A 20,014-nucleotide genomic window follows, 5' to 3' on the forward strand; every position below is an offset into this window, starting at 1 on the left:
TTGCTGCCTTGTCATATTCAAGGCGGCGATCAGGCACGTCAAAGAAGCTGGCAACTTGCACGTCACCAGGTACGCGCAGCTTGCAGATTGTCTGCGCACTGCTGGCTCCGCCCACCGGCAGCATGGCATTGCCGGGCAGGCGGTTGCCTGCCCGGGCTCATTCCCAGCATCGATCCGCACGCCCCTTGAGCGTTGCGCTGCGCGGACAATTACGCGGCGCGATGCGCCCGGCTTCGCGTTCGACCAAGCGTTTGCTGCCGTTGCTGTCGCGTTGCAGTTCGAACGCGTCGTAGAGACGTCCGGTGGCAGTACGCGATTCATACACCAAATGCTGTTGGTCGAGCCGCAGCACCTGGTAAAGCTGGGTGTCTTCACCCACCGGGCGCATGGTAGTGCGCGCCATGTCCGACAGGCGGTACTGCTTGGGCCCGGCGACCGAGACCACGAAGACCGGCGTCGCCTGCCCTGCCGCATCACCACGTCGGCCATAGGTGTGGTCGTGGCCCTGCAGCACCAGATCCACCTTGTGGCGGCGGATCACCGGCAGCACCTGCTCGACCAACTTTTCGTTTTCGCGATCGGCACGCGGCGAAAAGAATGGCTGATGGATCAGCACGATCGACCAGGGATGCGGGTTGTCGGCCAGCACCTTGTCCAGCCACTGCGCCTGCGCGGGGCCGGTCCCCAGATCCAGCGCCGAGGTACCGTCGAGCACGGCAATGCGCACGCCCTGGTAGTCGAACCAGTAGCTGGTACGCGCGGCGGCCGAAGGTCCGTTGCGCGGCAATGCAAAGGTCACCGGCCAATGACTGCCGAGCACGCGGGTTGCCTGCGGCGTGTCTTCGCCCTCTTCACGATATTCGTGATTGCCCGGCGCCGGCGCCACTGCAGTGCCTTCCAGCAGCCAGCGCCCGGCCTCGAACCACTCGGCCCATTCGTTGTCGTCCTGGCCGTCCTTGCCGCTGACCAGGTCGCCGGCGAACAAGGCCAGCCGCGCGTCCGGTGCCGAGCGCCAGGCCTGACGGATCACCCGCGAGACCAGACTGAGGTTCTTGTTCTGGGTATCGCCGAAATACAGCAAGGTCAGCGGCGTGGTGGCTGCGGCAGCCGTGCGGAAGTGATTCCATGCGCCCCAGGTTCCCTGCCCCTGCACGCGGTAGGCGTACATCGTGTCCGGCTGCAGCCCATCGACATCGGCGCGATGGTGATGCGAGCTGCCGTTTTCGCTGGCGAGCGTCAGCGTGCTCGCCCGGATGCGTCGTGGCGACCCTACATCCGGCGAATCGCCGGCGACCACCAGTTCCAGCCAGGGTCTGTCGACGCTGGCATCGGTGCGCCAGGCCACGGCGAACCCGGTGGCCGCGTCTTGCGCCGGCGTGGCGACGATGCGGTCCGGGAAGCCATCGGCAACGTAATGCGTCGAACCCGCCGGCACCTGCGTATTGGGTTCGGCAGCACGGTCGGCAGCCGACGCGGGAACACTCATGGTTGCGACCGCCGCAAGCAACGCAGAGACCGATCTGCGCGCGGCCATCATGGCGTGCACTCCTTCAGGCGCAATGTACGCGCGATATCGCGCCAATCGAAGGCGGCCACTGCCTGGTCGTCATGCAACGCGTAGAACACGCCGCCCGGAAAGCGCGCATCGCCGCGTTGATCCAGCCACACGCCATCGGTGTTGGCGGTCACACGGCCGGCAAAGGCGCCGACATGCGCCAACGTCTTGCGATCGAAGAGCTGGAACACGCTGCGGTCCTTGAACTGATCGGTGGCGATCCAGTAGCCGCTCCCGTCGCTGCATGCGAACAAGCTGATGCCCTCGGCCTGCGCCTTGAACAGCCCGCTGCCGACGTTGCGGCCGCGATACCGCCCGTCCATGCCGTACTCGCGCAACTGGGTGCCCACGGCCACGTCTTCTTCGGCAATCATCAGCCGCGCATTGGCTTCGTCGCCGAACACCGATTCGGCAATCCGCACCGCACCGGCTTCGCTGGTATCGCCAAAACTCTGCGTCAGGCGTGCCTGCCAGCCCTGCCCTGCGGCATTGAGCTGATAACGCCGAAAGCGCTGGCCAAGCTCGGCCAGCGGCGGCGGCAGATCCTTATTGGCCGGCGACATGTAGTTGTCGCTGACCACCGCCTCGTAGCCGCCATCGTGCTTGCGTACCCACAGGCCGTAGGGCTCGCGCAGTTCGTTCTGGCCAAACGCCGTCACCGGCGTGAGATCGGGCAAGGAGAAGACCTGCACGCGCCGGTTGTCGCGCTCCACCACAAACACCAGGTCATCGACTACCGAAATGCCATTGGGGCGGTCGAGTTTGCCCAGGGCCTTGCCCTTGCCGCCGACCACCCGCAGCCGCTTGCCGCTGTCGCCGTCGAACACCACCAGCGCATGCGTGCCCTTGGCCGTGGCGATCACCCAGCGGCGGCCATCGGGCGCCATCCAGCTGGCCGGCGAATCCAGGTTGTCCGATGGCGTCAGCGCGGTGATGAAGGCTTCCGGCACCACTTCGTGCGCAACCTTGGCTTCGCTGAGCAAGGGATCTTTCAGCAGCGCTTCGTCGGCTTCGCGGCCGGCCGGAGCGCTGGCGCAACCGACCAATGCGGCGGCGGAGGACAACAGCGTGACCTGCACAACGGTGCGTAGTGGGATCACAGCGCCACCTTCAGGCCAAGCGCATAGGTGCGGCCGTACTCTTCATTCTGCAGGGTGCGCGAGCGGATGCCCTGATACAGCTCCAACGGCTCATCCAGCAGGTTCTGCGCTTCCAGATACAGGCTGACGTGGCTGTTGAATTGATAGTTCATGCTGAAATCCAGCTGCGTGTGTGGGGCAACGTAGATATCGTACGCACGGCTCTGCCCGATGGTGTCCAGATATTGGCTGCGATACACCGCCGCCACGCGCGCACTGAAGCCGTATTTTTCGTAGCCCAGGTGGCCGCTGTAGATGCGCTTGGACGAACGCGGCAAGGTGAAGTCATCGCCGGCACGATTTTCCAGCCCCGGATTAAAGTCGCTATCCAGCACCGTGGCGCTGGCCCCCACCAGAAGGCCATTCCAGCCCTCGGGCAGGAAGTCCAGGGTCTGCTGCCAATTGAATTCCGCGCCGCGCACCTTGGCGGTGTCGCCATTGATCGAGCGTGTGACCTGCAGGCCCGGAAATTCCGCATCGTTGGTGTTGATGGTCTGCACGATGTAGTCGTCGATCGACTTGTGGAACACGCCCAGCGAGATCACGCCGGTACTGCCGATGTATTTTTCGAACGACAGGTCCAGATTCTGCGAGCGGTACGGATCGAGATCGGGGTTGCCCAGGCTCACCTCGTTATCGCCACGGTTGATGCTCACGCGCGGCGACACGTCGCCGAACGCCGGGCGCGCCAAGGTCTTGTTGGCCGCAAAGCGCAGCACCCAGTCATTGCCGCTGTCGTAACGCAGATGCAGGCCGGGCAGCACGTTGGTGTAGCTGCTGGACGCCTCGCGCGGCGTCACCGTGGCGGTGCGGCCATTGGCTGACACGTCCACCTGGTTGCCGGTGGCATTGAACTGCGTATTTTCCACGCGCACGCCGGCAATCATGCGCAGCGCACCGATGTCCCAGGTGCCCATCGCATAGGTGGCGAAGACATCTTCGGTGGCCGTGTAATCGTCCTGCAGCGAGGTCTGCAGGTTGCCGCCCACGTCTTGCGGGCGTGCACTGTACAGATCGCCGGAGGTATTCCAGTAACGGCGCATGCCGTCCGAGCTGATGCTCTGGCCCAAGGTGCCGCCACGGTGTTCGGGCGCGGCGGTGGTCCAGTCGCTCAGGTCGATGGCCGGCCCGCGACGCAGCTCGCTTTCGTCCACATTCACCCCGCGCTCGCGCCAGCGGCCCAGCACGCCCATCTTCAGGCTGGAATGCTCGCCGTCAAAACGCACGTTGATCTGCGCGCTGCGCTCGCTGTCGTTCACCTGCGTGGGCGCAATCACGAAGCGATCGAACACGAAGTCATCGTTGCTCTGCCAACCGTTGTCGGAGAAGCCCAGCTTCGGAATGCCGCTACGCTGATCCACCGTGGCCGACAGATCGTCGCTGTCGTAATTGAAGCGCGCTTCCTTTTCATCGTTCACGCGCTCGCGGGTCTTGGTGTAGCCCAGCTTGTAGTCCACGGTGGCAGCGCTCAGGCGGTTTTCGCCACCCACGCTCAACGCCATGGTGTCTTCCTTCTTGGTGCGGTAGCGCACGCGCTTGGAAATGCTGTCTGCCGGCAAGTCGGCCACGTTGTAGGTGCCGTCGCCATTGGCACTGACCTGGCCATCGCTCAACCCGAAGATGGTGCGCTGGCGCGTTTCCGCATCGTCGAAGCGGCTGTAGAGCGTGCGCAGGTAGTAGCGGTTATCCGCATCCGGGCGCCAGTCCAGATTGAGGTTCGCGCCCATGCGGGTGCGTTCGATGAAGTATTTGCGGCGTTGCACTTCGCCGGCGAACAGATCGTCGTCGGCGCCACCGTCGAAGGTGTCGTAGGCCACTTCGGTATTGTCCGATTCGAACTCGCGGTCCTGATAGTTCACACCCACTGCCACCCCGAAGGTGCCATTGAAGATGTCGCTGTAGTTGAACGCACCTTTCGGGCTGGTCTTGCCCGACAGCGATTGGTGGCTGGCTTCGATGGAGCCGCGCACCGTGCGCCCGTCGCGATCGAAGGCGGAGGTGGATTCCACCTGGATCGCGCCGCCGATGGAGTCGCCCGGCATGTCCGGGGTCGGCGACTTGACCACCTTCAGGCGCTCGGTGGAATCGGAAGGAATCACATCCAGCGGCGCAGAGCGCGTGCCGTCTTCCGGCGTGCCCATGGTCATGCCGTCGATGGTGACGCTGTTGAGCGACGAATCCAGGCCGCGGATGACGACAAAACGGCCTTCGCCCTGGTCGCGCGTAACGCTGACGCCGGGCAGGCGCTGCAAGGATTCTGCAACATTCTTGTCCGGGTAACGTCCCATCGCATCGGAGGCAACCGCGTCCTGGATGGCATCGGAGGCGCGCTTGAGATCCACTGCGCGCTCCTGCGCTTCCAGCTGCGGGCGCACCTCCAGCCGCTCCAGGTCGATTGCCGCAGCGCTGGCAGCGCCGCCGGTGGCCGCACCCTCGGCCGCATGCGCCAGCGAACTCCACGTGGCCGCAGCCAACGTCAGCGTGATCGCCAGGCAGAGCGGAGTCTTGTTCAACACGGGTGCTTCCCCAATCGGTTAAGAATGGGTGGGCACACTATGTCTACGACGTTTCACTGACATGACATATGCATCGGCGATCACATCCGAAGTGTGGCGACACACTGCGCGGCTGCGGCACACTGTGCCCCTTCCCCGCCTGCCACTGCCAATGAAAATCGTCGAAGTCCGCCACCCCCTCGTCCAGCACAAGATCGGCCTGCTGCGCGATGCCGCCTTGAGCACCAAGGGCTTCCGCGAACTGGTCACCGAACTGGGTACGCTGCTGGCCTACGAGGCCACCGCCAACCTGGACACCGAATCGCACACCCAGCCGGGCTGGGCGGGCCCGGTGACGGTGCAGCGCATCGCCGGCGCCAAGATCACCTTGGTACCGATCCTGCGCGCCGGCCTGGGCATGCTGCCCGGCGTACTGGCATTGATTCCTGCCGCGCGCGTGAGCGTGGTCGGTCTGCAGCGCGATGAAGAGACCCTGCAACCGGTGCCCTATTTCGAACGCCTCACTGGCCGCCTGGAAGAACGCGACGCCCTGATCCTGGACCCGATGCTGGCCACCGGCGGCACCCTGATTGCCACCATCGACATGCTCAAGCGCGCGGGCGCACGGCGCATCAAAGGCATCTTCCTGGTCGCTGCGCCGGAGGGCCTGAAAGCGCTGGAAGCGGCGCACCCGGATGTCGAGGTCTATACCGCGGCCATCGACGACCACCTCAACGACAAGGGCTACATCCTGCCCGGCCTGGGCGATGCAGGCGACCGGATTTTTGGGACGCGGATGGAGTGAGTTCAATCCCCCTCCCCCGGGAGAGGGATTGGGGTGAGGGTACGGCATGCCAGTGTTCTTGCTGCCGCCCTACCCTCATCCGGCGCTACGCGCCACCTTCTCCCGACGGCAGCAGGAAATGCCGCAGCGCGTCCGATCTCGATCATGTTGCTGGCATGGCTAAAAGCGTCATTCAGAGCTGCTGGTGACCGAACCTTTGGTACGCAGGCAGCATGAATTGCAGCAGCTTGAGCCCTCTCCTGCGGGAGAGGGGTTGGATGAGGGGACGGTGTATCAGTATTCCTGCCGACGCCGTACCCTCATCCTGCGCTGCGCGCCACCTTCTCCCGGTGGGAGAAGGAACAGCCGCGGCATCGGCTTGATCAGCGATGCTTTAGTGCGTCGACGCCTCGATCGCCGCGCTCACATACACCAACGGCGCATTCCAGTTGATCGCCACCTCGTTGGTGGAGTAGCTGCAGAAGTTGTCCAGGTACGACAACGCCGGCCGTTTGGAGGGATACGGCACCTTGCACTCCTTGGCGTCCTGCTGCCCTGGCTGCGGGCCGCCGACCAGCCAACCCGGCACCGGCGCTTCGATCCCATCGGCCTCTGAGGGGCGGTGATGGATATGCATCGGGGAGCGTCTGCCTATCCCGGTCACGAACGACAGCCCCAGCGGATTGCGGCCCAGGATGTAGTCCAGCTGCGATTGCGCCGCATCCAGAAATTGCCGCTGTTGCGTCAGCCGGTAGCCCTGCAGCAGCATCATCGCGCGGTTGAGCACCCCTGCATTGCTGCCCCACACGAAATCGCCGTCATTCATCGCCAGCCGCCATGCCGATGATTGCCAGGTGTCGGCCAGCCGCTGTGCCAGCCCGGTGATCTCGCGTTCGATCCGCGCGCGATCGGCATGCGCTGTGAGTTGGTCGCGATGCCCGGCCAACGACATCCAGGCCAGTCCACCGACATTGCCCCACGACGGCACGGTGGCTGGCACGTTGCGCGCGATCATCGCGTCGTAGAACCCATCCTCGCCGGTGGCGATGTACAACTCGGCCGCCGCCCAGGCGAATTCGTCATCCAGGTGCGCATCGTCGTAGCCGCCGGTACGCACGTCGCTGGGCTGATGGTAGATCACATCCGGATGCTGCTTCGCCCATACCCACGCAGCCCGCGCGGCGTTCAACATGCGCGCCGACAGACCTGGATACTGCTTTTCGAACGGCGCATACACGCGACTGGCCACGGCCATCACGGCAGCGAAGTCCAAGGTCGCGGCAGTGGTCTTCATCACCACGTAGCGTGGCTGCGTGGCCTGCTCTGGCATCACCAGGCCATCGAATTGCTTGTCGGTGAGCTTGTGGTACACGCCGCCATCGGCCGGGTCCTGCATGGCGAGCATCCAGTCCAGATTCCACCAGGCCTCCTGCAGGATGCCGGGCACGCCGGGCGCATCGTCGGGAATGGTCAGCGGCTTGGACTTGAAGAACGCCGGATACTGCTCGTAGGCCGCCAGCAAGGTGTAGGTGCTGATGCCGGAATTGACGACGTACTTGTTGTAGTCGCCCGCGTCGTACCAACCTTTGGGCGCGCTGATCAGGCTATCGGCTGGACGCGTCGCAGACGCTGCGGACGGATGGATGCGCACCTGCGTATCCGGGTGCCCGGCCGCGCGCGCATAGCGCCCGGCGTAGCGTGCCGGCAGTGCGGTGCTGGCACGGTTGAAGTAGAACGCCTTCAACGCTGCATCGACCAGGGGCTGATAGGCATGCGCGTCGATGGCGAAGGTCTCCGATGCCGGCAGCCCGTCGACCTTCAACCGATAGGTCCCGGCCGCACGCAGCCCGGAAAAATCCGCCACCCGCGCCTGCTGACCGGCCGGCGACCACAGCGCGGCCGGCTGCAGGGTCGCCTGCAACACGCTGCGTCCCTGTGCATCTTCGACCGTGAAGCGGTCCGCACGGTTCGCCGCGCCCTGCTGCGGCAACCCGACGATGGCCAGTTTTGCCGAGCCCGGCAGATAGCCCAGCTGGTTGACGTGGATGGTGTTGCTGGTCGCCACGGCTTCCTGCCTGCCAGGCGTCTCGGCAGAGCAGGCGAACACGGGCGGAACGAGCATCAGGCTGGTGAGCAGAGTCTTGAAGATAGTCATGCCGCGATGGTCGCCGCATTATCTTGCAGCGACAAGTCCAATGCCGGCATCGCCCACGCGTCGATCCGCATCGCTGCAATGATGCGCCCGTTGCGCGGACCGCCTCGCACGCCGCCATGCTGCGCGCATCGTCACTGCGTGCCAGCGCTCAGGCGCATGCCCGGCCGCCGACAAATGCGCCAACCTAAGGCAACCACGGTCGCACTGCATCTGCTGCGATTGATCCAGACCACGCACGACGCCCGGCCGGGTTGCCGGCTACCGGGCGCCGATGCAATGGGCTTCACGCCTCAGCGTGCCGCCGCGTCCAATTGCACTTGCGCCTTGCCCACCGGGTTGCGCGGGTCGCTGCCGCCGCTGAGCACGTTGCTGCGCTTGTCCCACTCCACCGTCTGCAGGTTGCCCCACACATGGCTGGAGCCGCGGCCGCCTTCGGCGGTGTCGCCGGGCAGTTTCAGTGCATGCCCCATCGCTTGCAGGCCCTTGGCGGTCTGCGCCGAAAACGCGTCGGTCTCGGCGTCGATGACGTCCGGCAGCCACTGGTGGTGATAGCGCGGCAGCGCACTGACCGCCTGCGCGTCCAGGCCGGCGTCGTAGCCCAGGATTCCCAGCAGCACCATGGTGATGATGCGGCTGCCGCCCGGGGTGCCGAGCACGATCGCCTTGTCGGCCGATTCCATGAAGGTGGGCGTCATCGAGCTGAGCATGCGCTTGCCCGGCTTGGGCGCGTTGGCGGCATAGCCCATCACGCCGAAGGCATTCGGCGTGCCCGGCTTGAGCGCGAAGTCGTCCATCTCGTTGTTGAGCAACACGCCGGTGCCTTTGGGAATCAGTCCCGAGCCGTACAGCAGGTTCACCGTCTGGGTGGCGCCGACCCGGTTGCCTTCGCCATCGATGATGGAGAAGTGCGTGGTCTCGTCGTCTTCCAGCGGCGTGGGATTGCCCGACAGCAGATCGCTGGGCGTCGCCTTGTCCGGGTTGATGGTGGCACGCAGGCCTTGCGCGTAATCCTTGCTGGTCAGCACGCGCTGCGGCACGTCCACGAAGTCCGGGTCGCCCAGGAAGAAGGTGCGATCACGGTAGGCGCGGCGCATCGATTCCACCACCAGATGGGTGCGGTGCACGTCGTCGAGTTTGTTCAAGTCCCAGCCTTCCAGGATCTGCAGCATCGCCGCCAGCGCGATACCACCGGACGACGGCGGCGGCGCCGTGGTGATCTTCCAGCCGCGGTAGTCGAACTGGATCGGCGTGCGCTCCTTGACCCGGTACCCGGCCAGCTCGGCCGCGCTCCACTGGCCATCGGCCTGCTTCACGCCGGCCAGCAACTTCCTGGCAGTCTCGCCCTTGTAGAAGCCGTCGAAGCCCTTGTCGCCGAGCAGCTGCAGCGTATGCGCCAGCTCCGGCTGCTTGAAGGTATCGCCTTCGGCAATGGGTTTGCCGCCGCGCAGATACACCTCGCGCGTCCCGGGGTAACGCTCCATCACCTCGCGCCGCGAGGCATAGCCCTTGGCCATGCGCGCGTAGACCGGAAAACCTTCGGTCGCGATACGGATCGATGGCGCCAGCGACTGCTTCAGCGGCAGGCGGCCGTGCTTGGCAGCCAGCTCCACCAGCGCTGCAGGCAAGCCCGGAATGCCCGCCGACCACGGGCCGTTGACCGAACGGTCGCGGTCCAGCTCGCCGTTCTTGTCGAGAAATTGCGCCTCGGTGGCCGACGCGGGCGCGGTCTCGCGCGCGTCCAGCATCACGTCCTTTCCGGTCTTGGCGTCGTGCAGCAGGAAAAACCCGCCGCCGCCCAGCCCCGAGCTGATCGGCTCGACCACCGCCAGCGTGGACGACACCGCCACCGCGGCATCGAACGCATTCCCGCCTTCGCGCAGGATCTGCAGGCCGGCATCGGTGGCCAGCGCATGGCCGCTGGCGATCGCCGCACCGGGCGGATGCGCGGCAACCGCTGCGGTGGTGGCCGTCGCCGGCTTGGCGGCATCGGCGCACCAGGCCGCTGGCGCCAGCACAAAGGCCAGCAGCAACACGCCGCGCGAAGAAAAACGTCGGGAAAAAGTGCTCACGGGGCGGGGGGCTCCTGTTCGTACAGTTCGGGATGATCGCGCTGCAACTGCATCAGCTTGGCCAGCAACTGATCATGGGTTTCCGGAATGGCCGGATCCGGGTCGATGCATTCGACCGGGCACACCACCACGCACTGCGCTTCGTCGAAATGGCCCACGCATTCGGTGCAACGTGCCGGGTCGATGACGTAGATGGTTTCGCCCATTGAGATGGCCTGGTTCGGGCACGCCGGCTCGCAGACGTCGCAGTTGACGCAGAGCTCGTTGATTTTCAGAGACATATCGGCACTACGATGCGACGCGACACGGCGCGCTGCAACCGCAGGCGCTGGAACGCAATGTGCTGCTGCAGCCGGGCGCAGATGGCGCGAAGCGGCAGGTGGACAACGCCGTGGGCGCTGTCGGACACCGGCCTGACACGGCCGGCTCCGGTGGAGTGCGAACTCGGCAGCATGGTGCATTCCCAGGCTGCGGCCGGATGCGCCCTCGCGCGCATCCGGCCTGGCACGGCATTACTTGGCTTCAACGAAGATGTATTCCGCGCCCTTTGGCTGGACGATGGTCTGCACACGCGCGTTGTCGGCGGCGTTGCCGATGAACAGCACGCGCACACCCTTCATCGAGTCCGGTGCCACGTCCTTGAACGCTGCATCGATCAGGTCGGCCATCTTGCTGGACGCCGACGAACCGAAGGCCAGCATGTTGCCCGGCTGCACGCCGCGTGCCAGTGCGGTCTTGACGCTTTCCAGCTGACGTTCGTAGCTGCCGGCAAATTCGGCATCGGACTCCGGCGGCAAGTAGTACAGGAACGGGCTGTTGGTGGTGGTGCCCAGGTTCTGGCCGACCACTTCCTGCAGGTACTTCTTCCAGCCGGCGTTGTCGTCCTTGGCCGGTGCGGTCAACGGGGCCGGCGCGGCGGCAGCGGTCGGCGCCGGCTCTTCCTTCTTGCAGGCGGTGACCGCCAGAGCGGCGATCGAAGCGAGCGCCAGAGCGCGCATGGTGTGTTTCATGAAACTCCTCCCTTTGAAATGCGTGTGGTGATGTGACTGCAACTCTTCAGGCCTGCGCGCGGGACTGCCGCACCTGCCGCAACGCTTCGACAACCGATGCCGGCACGAAGCCGGACACATCCCCGCCCAGCCGCGCGATTTCGCGCACCAGCGAGGACGAGATGAAGCTGTATTGCTCGGCCGGGGTAAGAAACAGCGTTTCCACCTCCGGAATCAGATGGCGGTTCATGCTGGCCATCTGGAATTCGTATTCGAAGTCGGACACCGCACGCAGGCCGCGCAGCAGCACGCCGGCACCCATCTCGCGCACGAAATGGGCCAGCAGGGTATCGAAACCGCGCACTTCCACATTGGTATGCGCCGCCAGCGCTTCCTGGGCCAGCGCCACCCGGCGCTCCAGCGACAACGCCGGGCCCTTGGAGGGGCTGTACGCCACGCCCACCACCACCCGCTCGAACAACGGCGCGGCGCGATTCACCAGGTCGATATGCCCATTGGTGATCGGGTCGAAGGTACCGGGATAGACAGCGGTGCGGCTATTGGCAACGCTCATACGGAGACTACCGGGGTCGGATCGCTCTTCAGTGTAGCAGCGGCCCGGCGGTACAGCGCATAGCGCACCTCACGGGTGGCGCCCTCGCGGTGCAGATGCCAGCCGGCCGGCAGCAGCGGCGGCGCATCGGCGGGCGCTTCCAGGTAGAGCCAGGCGTCGGCGGCCACATGCGCCGGCAGACGCTCCAGCACACCCGGCCACAGGTCGGCCGCGAATGGCGGGTCGACAAAGACGATATCGGCCAGCGCTGCGGGCGCACGCTCCAGCCAGCGCAGCGCATCTTCCTGCAGCACCTGCGCCTGGGTGGCGGCGTCGAGCCGGGCCACGTGCTCGCGCAGCCGCTGCACCAGGCCGGGGTCGCGTTCGATCAGGGTGGCATGCGCAGCGCCGCGCGACACTGCCTCCAGGCCCAGCGCGCCCGAGCCGGCAAACAGATCCAGCACACGCGCGCCGGGCAGGCGCGGCATCAACCAGTTGAATACCGTTTCGCGCACGCGGTCGCTGCTGGGGCGCAGGCCGGGCAAATCCGGCACTGCCAGCCTGGTATTGCGCCAGCGCCCGCCGACGATGCGCACTTGCCCTTCCGTGCCACGTGGTGCCGGCCGCGGCGGGCGGCTCATCGCCACGCACCTGTCGATGGTGGGCGGGTGCAGCACGGCAGCAGCGCAGTTGGCGACATGGCTCAAGGCAGGACGAATGGCCGGCCATGATACCGCTGCCGTTGCTGCAGCCGCCCTCCCCCACGCCGGCCGCCACGCGCGGGACATGCGTGCAGGCCGCCTTGAAAAATCGGCAGAAGCCCGCATCCCCCAGGCCATCGGCCGCGTTGCGGCCTGGACCACCACGGAGCACGACCCCAATGACCGTTGAAACCGATAAGCAGACGCTCGGCTTCCAGACCGAGGTCAAGCAGCTGCTGCAGCTGATGATCCATTCGTTGTACTCGAACAAGGAAATCTTCCTGCGCGAGCTGGTCTCCAATGCCGCCGATGCCGCCGACAAGCTGCGCTTCGAAGCCTTGGTCAAGCCCGAGCTGCTGGAAGGCAGCGGCGAGCTGCGCATTCGCGTCGACTACGACAAGGACGCGCGCACCGTCACCATCGACGACAACGGCATCGGCATGAGCCGCGAGGATGCGGTCTCGCACCTGGGCACCATCGCCAAGTCCGGCACTGCCGATTTCCTCAAGCACCTGAGCGGCGACCAGAAAAAGGACGCCAACCTGATCGGCCAGTTCGGCGTGGGCTTCTATAGCGCTTTCATCGTCGCCGACCAGGTGGACGTGTATTCGCGCCGCGCCGGCCTTCCGGCCAGCGAAGGCGTGCATTGGTCCTCGCGCGGCGAAGGCGAATTCGAGGTCGCCAGCGTCGACAAGCCCGAGCGCGGCACCCGCATCGTGCTGCACCTGAAGGAAGGCGAAGAATCGTTTGCCGATGGCTGGACGCTGCGCGGCATCCTCAAGAAATACTCCGACCACATCGGCCTGCCGATCGAGATGCGCAAGGAGCATTACGGCGATGAGGCCGACAAGCCGGCAGAGCCGGCGTGGGAAGCGGTCAACCGCGCCAGTGCACTGTGGACGCGCCCCAAGTCCGAGATCAAGGACGAGGAGTATCAGGAGTTCTACAAGCACATCGCCCACGACGCGGGCAACCCGCTGGCGTGGAGCCACAACAAGGTCGAAGGCAAGCTGGAATACACCTCGCTGCTGTTCGTACCAGGCCGCGCGCCGTTCGACCTGTACCACCGCGATTCGGCCAAGGGCCTGAAGCTGTACGTGCAGCGCGTTTTCATCATGGACCAGGCCGAGCAGTTCCTGCCGCTGTACCTGCGTTTCATCAAGGGCGTGGTGGATTCGTCGGACCTCTCGCTCAACGTCTCGCGCGAAATCCTGCAGTCCGGCCCGGTGGTCGATTCGATGAAGTCGGCGCTGACCAAGCGCTCGCTGGACATGCTGGAAAAGCTGGCCAAGGACAAGCCGGACGACTACGCCACGTTCTGGCGCAACTTCGGCCAGGCATTGAAGGAAGGCCCGGCCGAGGATTACGCAAACCGCGAAAAGATCGCCGGCCTGCTGCGTTTTTCGTCCACGCACGACACCACTGGCGCGCAGAGCGTGGGCCTGGCCGATTACGTCAGCCGGTTGGCCGAAGGCCAGGACAAGCTGTATTACCTCACCGGCGAGAGCTACGCGCAGATCAAGGACAGCCCGCATCTTGAGGTGTTCCGCAAGAAGGGCATCGAAGTGCTGCTGCTCACCGACCGCATCGACGAATGGCTGATGAGCTACCTCACCGAATTCGACGGCAAGTCGTTCGTGGACGTGGCCCGCGGCGACCTGGACCTGGGCAAGCTGGATTCGGAAGAGGACAAGAAGGCGCAGGAAGACCTCGCCAAATCCAAGGAAGGCCTGGCCTCGCGCATCAAGGCCGCCCTCGGCGACGACGTGGCTGAAGTACGCGTCTCGCACCGCCTGACCGATTCCCCCGCCATCCTGGCGATTGGCCAAGGCGACCTGGGCCTGCAGATGCGCCAGCTGCTGGAAGCCAGCGGCCAAGCGGTGCCGGAAAGCAAGCCGGTGTTCGAATTCAACCCCACCCACCCGCTGATCGAAAAGCTGGATGCGGAACAGGATATGGATCGCTTCGGTGACCTGAGTCGGGTGTTGTTCGACCAGGCTGCCCTGGCTGCGGGCGATAGCCTGAAGGATCCGGCCGGGTATGTAAGGCGATTGAATAAGTTGTTGTTGGAGTTGGCGGTGTAAGTCACTAGGCCTTGTGTGTGACGCAAAGACCGGCTTATTGCCGGTCTTTGCGTTTGGGCACCAGCTGTCACGCCGATTGATGCGGAAGTACGCGCCATCCATGATGGCCATACAAGGAAATCACAGCAAAGACAATGAGGCGATGAAGGGCATATTCGGTGTAAGCTCACTAGAAATTTCAATGGCCGCCAGAGCCCCCCGTGTAGCACTCGACTATAGGCCAGACTTCACTCAAGTGGATCCTAGCTAGGATCAGGCTGAAAACTTCAAGCACGATTTTTCAACCGCCCCTTCCAAAAATCTACTAACAGAAGATACTTAGGAATTAATAATGAGCAATGGATGGCTTAATTTAGTCGCCGAGGGCATAGTAAACAGGCTCCGGACTGACCAAGGACATGCATCAACCCCACTTATAAAAATGGCAGGGATTTTTTTTAGCCTTCCATTGCTTCTGGCCACTCAAACCTCATTAGCCCAACAGTTTGAAGTGGGAAAAATCCCATCATTGCCTCGCGCGCTGAATCCGCAGCTTGATGGCTATGAAGCTGGGTGGGTAATCCCCCCGCCCATTAGCAGACGCCAGAAGTGGAATTTTCTCGTCCCCTTTCCCGAGGAGGTTCCATGAAGAAGTCCCGCTTTACCGACAGCCAGATCATCGCCGTGCTCAAGCAGGCCCAGGCCGGTGCGCCCGTGCCGGAGCTGTGCCGCGAGCACGGCATCAGCTCGGCCACGTTCTACAAGTGGCGCAGCAAGTTCGGCGGCATGGACGTGTCCATGGTCGCGCGCATGAAGGAGCTGGAGGAGGAGAACCGCCGGCTCAAGAAGATGTACGCCGAGGCGCAGCTCAGTACCGACCTGCTGAAGGAAGCGCTCGCAAAAAAATGGTGAGGCCATCTCAGCGACGCGAGATGGCCCAATCGGCAGTCACGAGCGGGCGTACGAACATCCGCCACGCCTGCCAGGCCTTCGCGGTGAGCCAGACCTGCTTCCGCTACCAGGCCAAGGCCAGCGAGCAGAACGCCCGGATCGCCGACTGGCTGGTCCGCCTGACGACCGCCCATCGCGACTGGGGCTTTGGCCTGTGCTACCTGTACCTGCGCAACGTGAAGGGCTTTGGCTGGAATCACAAGCGGGTCTACCGGATCTACCGCGAGCTGGAGTTGAACCTGCGGATCAAGCCGAGGAAGCGGCTGGTGCGTGAGCGGCCCGAGCCTCTGGCGGTGCCGGAGGCTATCAACCAGGTCTGGTCGATGGACTTCATGCACGACCAGTTGGCCGACGGCCGCAGCTTCCGGCTGTTCAATGTGCTCGACGACTTCAATCGCGAGGGGCTGGGGATCGAGGTGGATCTGTCGCTGCCGTCAGCCCGTGTGATCCGATCGCTGGAGCAGATCATCGAGTGGCGCGGCAAGCCCGCCGTGATCCGCTGCGACAACGGCCCTGAATACATCAGTGGCGCGTTGCTGTCCTGGGCGCAGCGGCATGGTATCCGGGTCGAGCACATCCAGCCGGGCAAGCCACAGCAGAACGCCTACGTTGAACGCTACAACCGCACCATCCGCTACGCCTGGCTCGCCCAAACCCTGTTCGACACCATCGACCAGGTGCAGGACAAAGCCACCCGCTGGCTATGGACGTACAACCACGAGCGTCCGAATATGGCGCTCGGCGGCATCACGCCTGCCATGAAGTTGGCGATGGCCGCTTAGCTCCACTTCTGGCGACCGCTAAAAGTGGGGGGATTACCATTCCAGCCAAAGCCCTTCACGTTGCGCAGGTACAGGTAGCACAGGCCAAAGCCCCAGTCGCGATGGGCGGTCGTCAGGCGGACCAGCCAGTCGGCGATCCGGGCGTTCTGCTCGCTGGCCTTGGCCTGGTAGCGGAAGCAGGTCTGGCTCACCGCGAAGGCCTGGCAGGCGTGGCGGATGTTCGTACGCCCGCTCGTGACTGCCGATTGGGCCATCTCGCGTCGCTGAGATGGCCTCACCATTTTTTTGCGAGCGCTTCCTTCAGCAGGTCGGTACTGAGCTGCGCCTCGGCGTACATCTTCTTGAGCCGGCGGTTCTCCTCCTCCAGCTCCTTCATGCGCGCGACCATGGACACGTCCATGCCGCCGAACTTGCTGCGCCACTTGTAGAACGTGGCCGAGCTGATGCCGTGCTCGCGGCACAGCTCCGGCACGGGCGCACCGGCCTGGGCCTGCTTGAGCACGGCGATGATCTGGCTGTCGGTAAAGCGGGACTTCTTCATGGAACCTCCTCGAGAAAGGATACGAGAAAATTCCACTTCTGGCGTCTGCTAATGGGCGGGGGGATTACCAGGCAAGGGCGTCATCGAGTTAAAAATCAATGGAAGCCCCGCCTACCGCTGCATGTACGTGGAACGTAAGAACGGCAGTGTGGTGGTGTTGCATGCCACGTCCAAGACCGGCCAGGGTCCGGACAGGCAGTTGATCGCAACGACAGCGGAACGGCTGAAGCAACTGGGCGCAGACCAGTAGCTAGCGGAGAAGGAGGCGATGCTGTTACAGCATCGCCTTTTTCAATTTCATTTCCAGGCGCGGTTGTGCCTTGTCATCGCCCGAGAAATCGAACAGGTAGTCGAACGCATAGCCGGCACGGAACATCATTTCCATCAATGCATCGATGGAGAAGCGGTCCAGCTTGCCGCGCATCAAGTCACTGATGCGTGGCTGGGCGACCTTCAAATGTGCGGAGGTGGTGGCCTGCGTCCAGCCTTTGGCACGGATGAGCTGGATCAATGTGATCCCGAGCTTGGCTTTTAAGTCTTGCTTATTGAACTCGGCCGGATCGTCGGAGAACAGCGCGAAAGGATTCTGAGTGGTCTGAGTGTTCATAGTCTGTACCTCACCAGGAGTGTGTCTGGGGCCGTGGGCGCGAAGCGGCCAGGGCAAGCGAGGATTTGAGGTGTCTGCATCAGCTTCGCATGGCGAAAGTGGATGGGGAATTCAAGGTGTCAAAAAGCGATAGGCGGAATTATAGCTGTACTTGTATGCACTTATCAACGCCCGTTAAGTGCACGAATTCGACGAAGCGAAAACACCGTTTGCACGCGAAAGCCTTATCCCGCAAGGCTTTGCGGGCAACGCCCCGCAAATGCCGCTGAACCGGCGCAGTAGAAAATTTATTGCGAGGCGGTAGGCAAAAGGCCTGTCACGACCGCTGACCACTGTCCGCCGCGCCAGTGCGTGGAATCGCGCGTTATTGAGGGTCGGCAGGGATTCGTGTAAAAAACAGCCAAAAGTGAGCTAACTTGCTGTTAGCGAAGGCCTTTACACGAATCCCTGCCGACCCTCGAACGGGGCAATCGCAATATCGGGGTTTAGCCAGCATAAGTGTAAAATGACTCGCAGAATCCGTTCTCTTTTGTGAAAAAATGAAGTTGCCAGATAAAACGGCGCTTCCATCGGCTCACCCACTACCTCGTCCCTTTTGAGGTTCGGCACGCTGCAACTGTCTTGCGGCGACTGTGCGAGACCGGTCGGTCGCAGTGTGGGTAACACACGGATGCCGCCGGCTTCACAGCAGAGCACGCAAGGACTGTTCGGAAGTACACGCGGCCGGGATTGATGGCCGGCAGGAATCTGCAAAAAATCTTTACTAACAGCAAGTTATCCAAATTTTGGTTTTTTTTGCACGAATCCCTGCCGGCCTCATTCAGCTCCAAACTCGCGGTAGATGCGATAAACACGCTTGTGGTTCGACTTGAACCCTTTGACTTGCATAGGCGCATGAAGTAATTATTCAGGCCGACGAATTATGATTCAATAGTTTTCCTAATTTTCCTCAATCGAGATGCCTCAATCGACATGCTATAGCTTAGGTCACCTCTTCGCACACGAAAGTTTTCTACTCTTTCGGAAAGATCTTCATTTGGGTTGGTGCGTCCTGTGCTCACATTTTTATGAGCATATTCAGGCTGATTCGATATGAATTCGCCTACAACCCCTCTAGAGTGTGAATGCTTATAAAAGATTGGCGGTAAAAATTTGTCGCCCTCTATGAACTCTATATTCTTATGCAGAATGGACTTCCTCTCCCCGGACGAAAAGCATCGAACGTTTCTTCTTAAACAATCGTGAAGATTGTCAAAAACGCTGTCTTTTTGATAAGCGCACAGAGCCATATTCAATGAAAAAATAACACAATCAAAACGAGACTTCTGCGCGCCCAGTTGAATGACCGCCATGTCTCCATTTTCACCAAGGCAATTCTGAACATTCTTCCCTAATGTTTCATAGCCGGCCATAACCTTAATTTCGCCGTCTTCCATTCCGTAGGCAAGTGCTGGCTCAATTACCAACATCGTACGCTTCCCATCTTTAAATCTAACGTCAATCGCCGCATGATGCAGGCTCGAAGGAGATAGGCGAACGATTGATCGCCAAGCCTGCTTTCCAGAAGTCATAAATTCGGAAAAAAAGGATTGGGCGGAGTCGTGACAGCTAAGATGGAGCTCTGGAAATCTCTCATTATATGCATGTGCTAAATAATATTTATTTTCAACATCAGCTTTTGTTATAGCTTCGGAACTTCCATGCTTCGCGGCAGATAATGCAGCCTCCGCATACATCCGCATTTCATAAGGAATATTATTTGAACTATTCAGCGATTCTTCCAGCGCAATAGCTTTTTTGCGTGGGCGTTCCGGGAGCGCAGAAAATGCCGAGCTAGTTTGGGAAGGGCTCGTGGAAGGACTTGAGGCAGGCGTTTGCTCGTCATTATCAGTTTGCTGTTCATTCCAATTTGAGCTACTAGAACGGCTAGAACGGCTAGAACCAAAGCCAAGTGAACGCATAAAATTCTTCATATATATTAACTTTTAATTTGAATTTGTCGTGCAATACCTAACGATGATTAAAAAGTCCGCCCCGTTCCCAAAGAGACGAGTGTCACCAAGCCATGCATGCTGGGTGACATGGGCGCCTCGGGGGATGAAGGCGTAGAGGGCGTGGTCTGCTCTGCGGTGTGGGTGAAATAATGCTCAGGTGAACCCGCTACGGGTGAACCCAACACGCTCGGCTTTGAATTGCATAGACCCATGTCGATCTCCTGCAGTAAGTGTGGAAGCAAGCTTGGCGAGAAGCTTTCCGATTCGCTCCGCCTCACCGAAATCCTGGCTGGGGCGACGAAGCATTGATGCGGGGGGATTCCCGAGTCTTCGCCAAGCGGCTGATCATCTGCCTGCCGGCATTGCACCGGCTGCGATGGCGTTTTCGGGTTCGCCGACGGAGTGCGCTGGCCGCAGCTGCGCCAGGAGTTGTTCCAGCGTGCTCAGGCGCACCGTGGCCCGCAAGGTGTCCGCCTCGGCGTGTTCCCGGCGCTGGCGCTCTTCGACCAGCTCGGTCCGCGCCGCCGCCAGTTCGGTGCGTACGCCTTCCAGCGCGTGGACATCGTAGGTCCAGCGCACCTGCAGGGCTTGGTGCTCGGCGGCCGCCAGGCGCAGCGCGTCGTGCTCGCGTTGCTG

Annotated in this window: 15 protein-coding genes and 3 pseudogenes; 4 read left to right on the top strand and 14 right to left on the bottom strand. The window is 62.5% G+C overall.

The genetic code is table 11. The features are described from left to right. Nucleotides 1–157 precede the first annotated feature (157 nt). From ACCQ00_RS12765 to ACCQ00_RS12775, 3 genes are read right to left on the bottom strand one after another with little or no spacing between them, the layout of a single operon-like run. Nucleotides 158–1,537: a purple acid phosphatase family protein gene (locus tag ACCQ00_RS12765; protein ID WP_039571804.1), complete on the bottom strand. Its 1,380-nt coding sequence runs from the start codon at nt 1,535–1,537 to the stop codon at nt 158–160. After that, nucleotides 1,534–2,655 carry a phytase gene (locus ACCQ00_RS12770; RefSeq protein ID WP_039571802.1) on the bottom strand — a complete coding sequence of 374 codons (1,122 nt, stop codon included), beginning with the start codon at nt 2,653–2,655 and terminating at the stop codon, nt 1,534–1,536. The genes ACCQ00_RS12765 and ACCQ00_RS12770 overlap by 4 nt, the downstream gene beginning before the upstream one ends. After that, nucleotides 2,652–5,210, bottom strand: coding sequence for a TonB-dependent receptor (locus ACCQ00_RS12775; RefSeq protein ID WP_039571799.1), 2,559 nt, complete (start codon nt 5,208–5,210; stop codon nt 2,652–2,654). Before ACCQ00_RS12775 ends, ACCQ00_RS12770 begins: the two co-directional genes overlap by 4 nt. A 151-nt stretch (nt 5,211–5,361) precedes the next feature. Between ACCQ00_RS12775 and upp the strand changes: the two genes are divergently transcribed. After that, on the top strand, nt 5,362–5,994 hold the full coding sequence (gene upp, locus ACCQ00_RS12780; protein ID WP_039571797.1) for a uracil phosphoribosyltransferase: 633 nt from the start codon (nt 5,362–5,364) through the stop codon (nt 5,992–5,994). 373 nt (nt 5,995–6,367) lie between these two features. Here upp and ACCQ00_RS12785 read toward each other — a convergent pair whose 3' ends face one another. From ACCQ00_RS12785 to rsmD, 6 genes are all read right to left on the bottom strand, one after another. Then, nucleotides 6,368–8,128, bottom strand: coding sequence for a glycoside hydrolase family 9 protein (locus tag ACCQ00_RS12785; RefSeq protein WP_039571795.1), 1,761 nt, complete (start codon nt 8,126–8,128; stop codon nt 6,368–6,370). Between the two features lie 290 nt (nt 8,129–8,418). After that, on the bottom strand, nt 8,419–10,197 hold the full coding sequence (gene ggt / locus ACCQ00_RS12790; RefSeq protein ID WP_372353943.1) for a gamma-glutamyltransferase: 1,779 nt from the start codon (nt 10,195–10,197) through the stop codon (nt 8,419–8,421). Continuing rightward, nucleotides 10,194–10,478 (bottom strand): YfhL family 4Fe-4S dicluster ferredoxin, encoded by a 285-nt coding sequence (locus ACCQ00_RS12795; protein WP_003489796.1) that lies wholly within the window; start codon nt 10,476–10,478, stop codon nt 10,194–10,196. Before ACCQ00_RS12795 ends, ggt begins: the two co-directional genes overlap by 4 nt. Nucleotides 10,479–10,709: 231 nt before the next feature. Continuing rightward, nucleotides 10,710–11,207: a hypothetical protein gene (locus ACCQ00_RS12800; protein ID WP_005931897.1), complete on the bottom strand. Its 498-nt coding sequence runs from the start codon at nt 11,205–11,207 to the stop codon at nt 10,710–10,712. A gap of 46 nt (nt 11,208–11,253) precedes the next feature. Beyond that, entirely contained in the window at nt 11,254–11,760 is a 507-nt protein-coding gene (gene coaD, locus ACCQ00_RS12805; protein WP_008574388.1) for a pantetheine-phosphate adenylyltransferase, read from the bottom strand. Beyond that, the gene (gene rsmD, locus ACCQ00_RS12810; protein WP_180301676.1) at nt 11,757–12,446 is read right to left on the bottom strand and encodes a 16S rRNA (guanine(966)-N(2))-methyltransferase RsmD; all 690 of its coding nucleotides are present in this window, start codon (nt 12,444–12,446) and stop codon (nt 11,757–11,759) included. The genes coaD and rsmD overlap by 4 nt, the downstream gene beginning before the upstream one ends. A 173-nt stretch (nt 12,447–12,619) precedes the next feature. Between rsmD and htpG the strand changes: the two genes are divergently transcribed. Next, entirely contained in the window at nt 12,620–14,524 is a 1,905-nt protein-coding gene (gene htpG / locus ACCQ00_RS12815) for a molecular chaperone HtpG (protein ID WP_039571786.1), read from the top strand. A 624-nt stretch (nt 14,525–15,148) separates the two neighbouring features. Continuing rightward, a protein-coding gene (locus ACCQ00_RS12820) for an IS3-like element ISXac2 family transposase (protein ID WP_099770635.1) occupies nt 15,149–16,236 on the top strand; the annotation gives its coding sequence in 2 pieces (ribosomal slippage) (nt 15,149–15,401 and nt 15,401–16,236; 1,089 coding nt in all). A gap of 38 nt (nt 16,237–16,274) precedes the next feature. Here the strand turns inward: ACCQ00_RS12820 and ACCQ00_RS12825 are convergent. After that, nucleotides 16,275–16,777, bottom strand: a pseudogene (locus ACCQ00_RS12825) (IS3-like element ISXac2 family transposase); the annotation flags it as partial. A 121-nt stretch (nt 16,778–16,898) separates the two neighbouring features. Between ACCQ00_RS12825 and ACCQ00_RS12830 the strand changes: the two are divergent. Further along, entirely contained in the window at nt 16,899–17,027 is a 129-nt protein-coding gene (locus ACCQ00_RS12830) for a hypothetical protein (protein WP_236493371.1), read from the top strand. Nucleotides 17,028–17,051: 24 nt separating this feature from the next. Here ACCQ00_RS12830 and ACCQ00_RS12835 read toward each other — a convergent pair whose 3' ends face one another. The 4 genes and pseudogenes from ACCQ00_RS12835 to ACCQ00_RS12850 all read right to left on the bottom strand — a co-directional run. Continuing rightward, nucleotides 17,052–17,384 (bottom strand): helix-turn-helix domain-containing protein, encoded by a 333-nt coding sequence (locus tag ACCQ00_RS12835; RefSeq protein WP_039575256.1) that lies wholly within the window; start codon nt 17,382–17,384, stop codon nt 17,052–17,054. 920 nt (nt 17,385–18,304) lie between these two features. Then, nucleotides 18,305–19,357, bottom strand: coding sequence for a type III secretion system YopJ family effector AvrBsT (avrBsT, locus tag ACCQ00_RS12840; protein ID WP_080949173.1), 1,053 nt, complete (start codon nt 19,355–19,357; stop codon nt 18,305–18,307). 56 nt (nt 19,358–19,413) lie between these two features. Then, nucleotides 19,414–19,590 (bottom strand): annotated as a pseudogene (locus ACCQ00_RS12845) (XopE/AvrPphe family type III secretion system effector); the annotation flags it as partial. A 133-nt stretch (nt 19,591–19,723) separates the two neighbouring features. Then, nucleotides 19,724–20,014: pseudogene (locus ACCQ00_RS12850) on the bottom strand (DNA-binding protein); the annotation flags it as partial.

The sequence above is a fragment of the Xanthomonas sp. NCPPB 3761 genome, from assembly GCF_041475705.2.
Lineage (GTDB): Bacteria > Pseudomonadota > Gammaproteobacteria > Xanthomonadales > Xanthomonadaceae > Xanthomonas > Xanthomonas phaseoli.